2 protein-coding genes and 1 pseudogene are annotated in these 4,893 nt (G+C 67.1%); all 3 read right to left on the reverse strand.

The window, feature by feature from the left end; all coding sequences use genetic code 11:
- Nucleotides 1-101: 101 nt before the first annotated feature.
- Nucleotides 102-746: pseudogene (locus AB0M27_RS46680) on the reverse strand (SAM-dependent methyltransferase); the annotation flags it as partial.
- A 170-nt stretch (nucleotides 747-916) separates the two neighbouring features.
- The gene (locus AB0M27_RS46685) at nucleotides 917-1,444 is read right to left on the reverse strand and encodes a hypothetical protein (RefSeq protein ID WP_365732287.1); all 528 of its coding nucleotides are present in this window, start codon (nucleotides 1,442-1,444) and stop codon (nucleotides 917-919) included.
- 585 nt (nucleotides 1,445-2,029) lie between these two features.
- The gene (locus AB0M27_RS46690) at nucleotides 2,030-2,272 is read right to left on the reverse strand and encodes a hypothetical protein (RefSeq protein WP_365732288.1); all 243 of its coding nucleotides are present in this window, start codon (nucleotides 2,270-2,272) and stop codon (nucleotides 2,030-2,032) included.
- Nucleotides 2,273-4,893 lie beyond the last annotated feature (2,621 nt).

Consider the following 4,893-nt stretch of genomic DNA (forward strand, 5'->3'; position numbering starts at 1 on the left):
CCTAGAGAAACGCCCTCCAGGCGGCCACACCCATGTCCGCCCAGGTCAGAGGCCAGATTCGATCCTCCAGGTCACCGAATTAAGTCGAACCCGGGCCGGTTGCGCACGTCGGCCCGGTCGCTGACCAGCTGACAGACCACCAGGAAGCTGCCAGCGGGCAGGCGCTCGGCCACGCGGCGCACCAGGTCCCCGGGACGGGCTTCGTCGGGCAGGCAGTGAAGCACCGAGACGAAGAGCGCGGCGACAGGCTGGCTGAAGTCGATCAGGTCCTGCACTTCCGGGTGGCCGAGGATCTGGTCGGTGTCGCGCATGTCGGCGTTGAGGACTACCGTTCGGTCGTTCTCCTCCAGTGCCGCCCGGCCGTGGGCGAGCACGCTGGGATCGTTGTCGACGTAGACCACGCGGGACTGCGGATCGATCCGCTGCGCGATCTGGTGCACGTTTTCCTGAGTGGGCAGCCCCGAGCCGTGATCGATGAACTGGCGGATTCCGTAATCCTGTGCGAGGACCCGGACGACCCGCTGGAGAAACGCCCGGTTGTTCCGTGCCAGGATCTTGCTGCTCGGAGCGATCTGCAGGAGTTGCTCGCACCCCTGACGATCGGCGGCGAAATTGTCCACCCCGCCCAGGAGCCAGTCGTACATGCGCGCCACGCTTGGCGTGCTCACGTCAATTCCGGCTGTTTCTGAATTTCCTGTCACGAACGTCACGTAGCCCCCAGGCGCCTGCTTCGGTGAATCACCCATGTTAGAGCGGCAGATGATGGCATCCAAGCGCGAGACGCGTAAACATCTGCAGGGACGAAAATGGCGTAAGGAAGTGCCGGAAATTACGCCGGTGCACACCGGAGCGCACCGGCCAGCCCACAGGAGCCGACCGGTGCGCAAACCCGATCAGAGGCGCCCAGGCGCCTGCCCTAGAGGTCGCTTGGGGACAGGCCCTGGCAGCCCGGACAACCTGAACGCCTGGGAGAAGTGCCCCCCTGTAGGTCGGCAGCGGCCTCGTGCACCGCCTGCCACAGCGGCTCGAAGTCCTCGACCCGCCCGTCCAAGGCGCGCACCAGCCGGGCCGTGGCCGGCCAGGGCGGAACATGGTGGGCAGTCAGTACCTCGCGGAGACAGTCGGCCGGCAACAGAGCCTGTTGACTGAGCCGTTCCGGCTCCGGGGAGCCGACCGACAGATGCAGGCCCCGCAGAGCGGCGGCCAGATAGCCGGCCGCACCCTGGGCCGGCAGGCCGGGGGAGCGCACCGTGCCGCAGGCGCTCTCCCACAGCACTCGCAAGTCCTCGGCCCGGCCGCCGAAGACACTCGCCAGTGTGTACGCCTCCGGCCAGGTCGGCAGGCAGCTGCCCTCCAGTACTCGTGTGAGGCGGGGCAGGTCAATCCCGGCCCGCTCTGCGGCCTGGTCGACCGACACGTTCGAGCCGACCTGCAGATGTGCCATAGCGTCCGAAAGGCGCTGCTGCATCCTGCGCCGGTCGGAGACATGCTCCGCAGGAAACAGAGCCCTCAAGGCTGCCTCGTCCCACCGGGCGCTGGCCTGCACTGCTGTCAGCCCTACCGCTGTGGCCACCTCCTCCCAACTGGCCCCGGATTTCCGGGCCTCGGTGACTGCGACGGCCGCGAAGCGTTCCGTGTGCCGTAGGAGACTGTCGACGAGGTTGAATCGGGTGCGTAGCGGCAGTCTCAGACGTTCCGCGGCCACGAGACGTCCGGCCAGCGCCGATAGATCGCCTGCCGCGCGGATGGCGCTGGGTAGGACAAGGGGCAGTCCCCGCTGCGCTTTTCGCGCCTTGCGGGCCCGGCTGCGGCAGCCGTCGTCGCAATAGTCCCGCCGGCGCCCGCGACCTTCCCGGGGAAGCAGGGCCTGTCCGCAAAAACCGCACTGCTTGCGTTGAGCTGGTGTCCGCATCCTCATCGCTCGGCTCCTCGTGCACGACATCGGATCCCGGCAGCACGAGCGGCGGGCCGCAACCAGCCGCTCGCCTTTGTGTGTGGGCCCCACGTCGGGGCCCACACACGGACGGCATCAGATGCGCAGGATGAGAGCCCGGACGGAGAGCCTGGCCATCAAGCCCGCGGCTACCCACAGCCGCCCGTCACCGGCGCCGCAGACAGGTGCCCCGATCAGGACGATCACGACGACGATGGTCAGCCGCAGCTGGATCTCCAGGGTGCCCGCCCAGCCGTTTCCTGGAACCCGGAAGCGCGAAATGGTATTTTCGCGTCGCGGGAGCCTGCACTGCAGGCCCCCATAAAGTCGGGCAGTCATAAGGTTAGTGTCCTTTCGTTCTGGTTGTCCGCACCAGGGCCCTGGAGGTGTGTGCAAGACACCGCCGGGGCCCGCCCGCATTCCGGGCGTACGGACGATCGCAGGGAGACGCTACTTGCTCAACTCCCGTTGCGTCACGGTAACTCAGACTTCCTGCCCCGTGCCGTGATGAGAAATTGTTTCGTCAAGTACCCGTCCAGGCGAGTCGATTCTCTTTTCTGAAGAAAAACGGTCCAGCGACCTCCGCGGCCGATCTCAAACCGCTCACTCCCGTGCGTCTACGCACGGGAGTGAGGAACAATTGATCGCCGCTGGACTTTGCGGGAGCGGTCTGGTCCGGACCGCTGCCATCACATCTCTACACCCTTCACCCTTTTGAGTGACCCGATGCCGACCGGAGGGCTGCCCTCCACTCATCTGCACGTGCATATGCAAAAAATGGAAGTTCCGTGACACGCCCCTCAGCGGCCGGCCAGGCTCGTTGCCCCGGGTAACTCCCAGCTCCAGGCGGCGGACGGCCCACGTCCGCGCACACGCGTACCCCTCACGCAAAACAGAGTCCGGGCGCCTCGTTCTGATGCAATCGAGCCGAACCGGCTCAGCTGTGCGCAGCGATCGTCACAATGGGACAGCACTGGACGGCCGGACGACACGGGCCGGCCCAGGCACGCGCGAGCACGAATCGGGGGAAGTGCATGCCACCACGCAGAATCACAGAGGCCGAAGCCGTCCGAGCGCTCCTGGCGCGCGGCGCACGACCGCTCGAGCCGTTCCCCGGAACCCAGCATCCATGGAAATGCCGGTGCCTGCGCTGCGGACAGGTCAACTCCCCGCGCTACAACGACGTCATCAACAAAGGGACCGGCCCCTGCGGCGGCGCATGCCGCTCACGCAAACTCGCCGCCAAACTCATGCTGGACGGCACCAAAGCCGCAGCCGTGATGGAACAGCACGGCTGGCTCCCGCTCGAGCCCTACCCCGGAGCCGGACACGCTTGGCTGTCCCGGTGCGCCCAGTGCGCATCCGTAAAGACCAAACGTCTCACGCACGTCCGTAACGGACGGGCCCGCTGCACCCACTGCGGTGGACGCAGTTTCAGCCCCACCGCGGCCGCTACGGCCATGGAAGCAGCCGGCCTCACCCCACTGACCCCCTACCCCGGCCAGCAACTACGTCCCTGGCTGTCCACATGCCAGAACTGCGGCCACCACAGCACCCCCACCCTCGCCTCAGTCCGCCAGCGCGGCCACCAGTGCTGGGCCTGCCGGGCTGCTCGATTCCCCACCCACAACGAACTTGACGAGCAACAAGCCGTCGCCTGCATGCTCTCCCACGGCCTCGCCCCACTCGACCCCTACCCAGGCCGCACAGACGCGCCCTGGAGAAGCCGCTGCACAACCTGCGACACCCACTCGGCGCCCGTCCCTCGAAACCTGCCCGGCCGCCACCAGGGCTGCCCCGTATGCGCACAGCAGGGCATCAGCGCTGTCGAACCCGGTGATTTCTACCTTGTGACCCACGATGGCCAAGGCGCTCTGGGATGGGGGGTGGCCCAGGCCGGCCGGAACCATTTGCATCCCAGCCGCCGAGCATGGCGCCCGTTGGCCCGCTGGCGGTTCAGGGCAGCCCAGGACGCCTGGGCCTTCGGGTGCCACCTCAAACAGCAGCTACGGAGCAATGGCTGCCTCTCTGCTCCCTTCGCTGACGTATCCCCGGACCTAGCCTGGCCGCAAACGGTCTCCCTCGATGACATCTCCGCAGCACAGGCCGTTCAAATGCTTGAAGAGGTTGCTGGCCCTCCGTCCTGAGGTGGCCCGGCCACGCCGACGTACATCAAGGTCACCCACTTCGGTCACTGATCGGCCGTGGCGCCGAGGCGGAATCGGCGGCTTACGCGACGTTCCAGTGGCTGCTGAAGGCGTCACCGACGACGCCCGGCACGTACACGCAGGCGGCGTATTCGAGTCCCGGCTACGAAGCTGACGCCACACCCGCCAAGCGGCTGAAGAACGTGCAGGCATCAGCCGACCCCACCTGCTGAAGCAGACATGAAAGGGCCTCCTCCTCGAGGTCCAGGGCGGGGGCTGTCGTCGTGGTCAGCGAGCCGGCTTGGTGCCATGATCCTCAGGTGCTGTAGAACCCGGAATACGAAGGCGGGCCTCTGGACGCGGGGAGCGCCTGCCGGCGATGGCCGTGGCGGTGGCCAGGGCTCGTCCAGCGGCGGGTGAGGCGTCCCAGCCGACGAGGATCCAGTGGATCGGCGCGGCGGGCATGTGGTTGTCTCCGCTCATGCCGGGTGCCGGGCCAGGGCTGTCACGAGGGCGTGGACTGGCTGTGACGTTGTTCAGCGGCCCCGCCATGTTGGCTTCCAGCGGCCCCAGTTGGTGAAGGTTCCGTAGCTTCCCGACGTCCTGAAGCGGATCCGGTTGTTGGCTGCGTCAGGACCACTGGGGGCGTCACGGCGCGGTCAGCTCCGCGTTGTCGAGAACGGCATAGCGTCGGCCCATTCCCAGAAGGCGCCCGCTTCCCCGGGTTCGACTTAATTCGGTGACCTGGAGGATCGAATCTGGCCTCTGACCTGGGCGGACATGGGTGTGGCCGCCTGGAGGGCGTTTCTCTAG

The organism is Streptomyces sp. NPDC052107, from assembly GCF_040680215.1.
GTDB lineage: Bacteria > Actinomycetota > Actinomycetes > Streptomycetales > Streptomycetaceae > Streptomyces.

What these genes read in the sequence shown, in the direction of transcription:
- AB0M27_RS46685 (WP_365732287.1), bottom strand. Translation starts at nt 1,444, where the DNA reads ATGGCACATCTGCAGGTCGGCTCGAACGTGTCGGTCGACCAGGCCGCA.
- AB0M27_RS46690 (WP_365732288.1), bottom strand. Translation starts at nt 2,272, where the DNA reads ATGACTGCCCGACTTTATGGGGGCCTGCAGTGCAGGCTCCCGCGACGC.